The organism is Streptomyces sp. NPDC048606, assembly GCF_040650855.1.
GTDB lineage: Bacteria > Actinomycetota > Actinomycetes > Streptomycetales > Streptomycetaceae > Streptomyces.
This window is the reverse complement of the sequence record NZ_JBEZIB010000101.1, coordinates 1-1941: the sequence shown is the minus strand read 5'-3', so window position 1 is coordinate 1941 and position 1941 is coordinate 1. Positions and strand designations below refer to the sequence as shown.

General features: G+C 68.6%; 1 protein-coding gene. It reads left to right on the top strand.

Features of this window, described 5'->3' with window-relative positions:
* Positions 1 to 1059, top strand: a 1059-nt coding sequence (locus AB0D01_RS39645; RefSeq protein ID WP_363064280.1) for a helicase associated domain-containing protein, incomplete at its 5' end; no start/stop codon positions are given.
* Positions 1060 to 1941: the final 882 nt, after the last annotated feature.

Genomic DNA, 1941 nt, shown 5'->3' with positions numbered 1-1941 from the left:
GGCGCCGACGCGGCGGCCGAGTCGGCGCTGCTGCACTTCTCCTCGCCCCGGGACGCGGCCACCATCGCCGCGTTCCTGCGCACCCGCGTCTACCGACCCGAGTCCCTGGTCTGGCTGGAGGGCTACCAAGCCCTCATCCGCTGGCGGAAGGAGAACGAGATCACCGGCCTCCACGCCGTCCCCTACGACGTCGAGGCCGCAGTCGGCGTCACCAAGGCATTCCCCCTCGGGCGGTGGGTCCACCAGCAGCGCAAAGCCCTGCGCGCCGGCGAACTGGAAGACCGGCGCAAAACCCTCCTGGACGCACCCGAGGCCGGGATGGTATGGGAACCCGGCGAGGAAGCCTGGGAGGCCAAACTCGCCGCCCTGCGCTCGTACCGGAGGGCCACCGGACACCTCGCACCCCGGCAGAACGCCGTGTGGGGCGAAGACGACGCCATGATGCCCATCGGACAACACATGGCCAACCTCCGCCGGACAGGCGCCAAGAACGGCCTGGGCAAGGACCCGGACCGGGCCGCCGTACGCGCGGCGCAGCTGACCGCGATCGACAAGGACTGGAACTGCCCCTGGCCGCTGGACTGGCAGCGCAATTACCGGATCCTGGCGGACCTGGTCGACGCCGACGGCGTCCTGCCCCACATCGCGCCGGGCTTCGTCTACGACGGCGACGACATCGGACGATGGCTCCAACAGCAAAAGCAGCCGACCACCTGGGTTCGGCTGCTGCCCCAGCAGCGGGAGCAGCTGACCGTCCTGGGCGTACAGCCCGACCAGAAGCCGGAACCCGCCCCCGCGACCAGTCGCGGGGCGAAGGGCCCGAGCAAGGCGCAGCAGGCGTTCCAACGCGGCCTGACAGCCCTCACACAGTGGGTGGAACGGGAAGGCGCGGACCGACCGGTACCCCGCGCGCACGGCGAGGAGATCACCGTCGAAGGCGAGGCCGAGCCGGTGATCGTGAAGCTCGGCGTGTGGGTCTCCAACACCAAAAGCCGACGCGACAAACTCACCGCCGACCAACACACCGCCCTCGCAAAGCTCGGCGTCGACTGGGCCTAACCGGCCGAGCCTGACCGGCCGGGCCTAACCGGCCGAGCCTGACCGGCCGGGCCTAACCGGCCGAGCCTGACCGGCCGGGCCTAACCGGCCGAGCCTGACCGGCCGTCACTGCCAGCAAACCGGCCGAACCACTGACACACAGCCAGCGACCCCCTGCCACGGAAACGGACCCCCACCACAAAGACAAGCCCCACCACAACACGACACCACCCCGACCCCCTCTCCCCCAGACCAATCAAACCCGCACAGCAACCCACCAACACCCAGCCCAACCACAGATCCCAGACCCCAACACCCTCTCCAACACCCCACACCCGACCCAACAACCACAACCCCCTCCCCCCTCCACAGATAAATGTCTGAGCAGACACCACCTCACTCACCGGCCCTGACCTGCACAAACACAAGATCAACAGAAAACACGGTTCCCCCCACGCTTCCCCCTACGTTTCCCCCCAGGCTTCCCCCACCGCTTCCCACGCCAGCAGGCCCCAGCCGCGACCGAACCGAACGCCCTCGAAAGTCGCGCGCCGACGAGACGAACACCGACGCGGACGCCTCCGCGCCCGACGACACCGGCAGCCGTCCAGTCGACAGACGACCCAGGAACCTCCACAGCGAACCCCACCGGTCCACCCACCAGTGAGTGCACCGGTGAACCCATCCTCAGCGACTTCACCCAGCGGTGAGCCCAGTCGGTGAACTCACCGGTGAGTCCCGAAAGACAGAACCACCTCACCACCCAGGCCGAACGAGGCACCCCACCGCGCCGCCGCCGGCCCCCGCCACACGGACAGACCTCTCCCCTCGGCTATCGCGAGGAAGGACACCTCATGCAGTTAAGCCGTCAAGCCGTAAAGGTAGGCCGCCTCCTCCGGATCT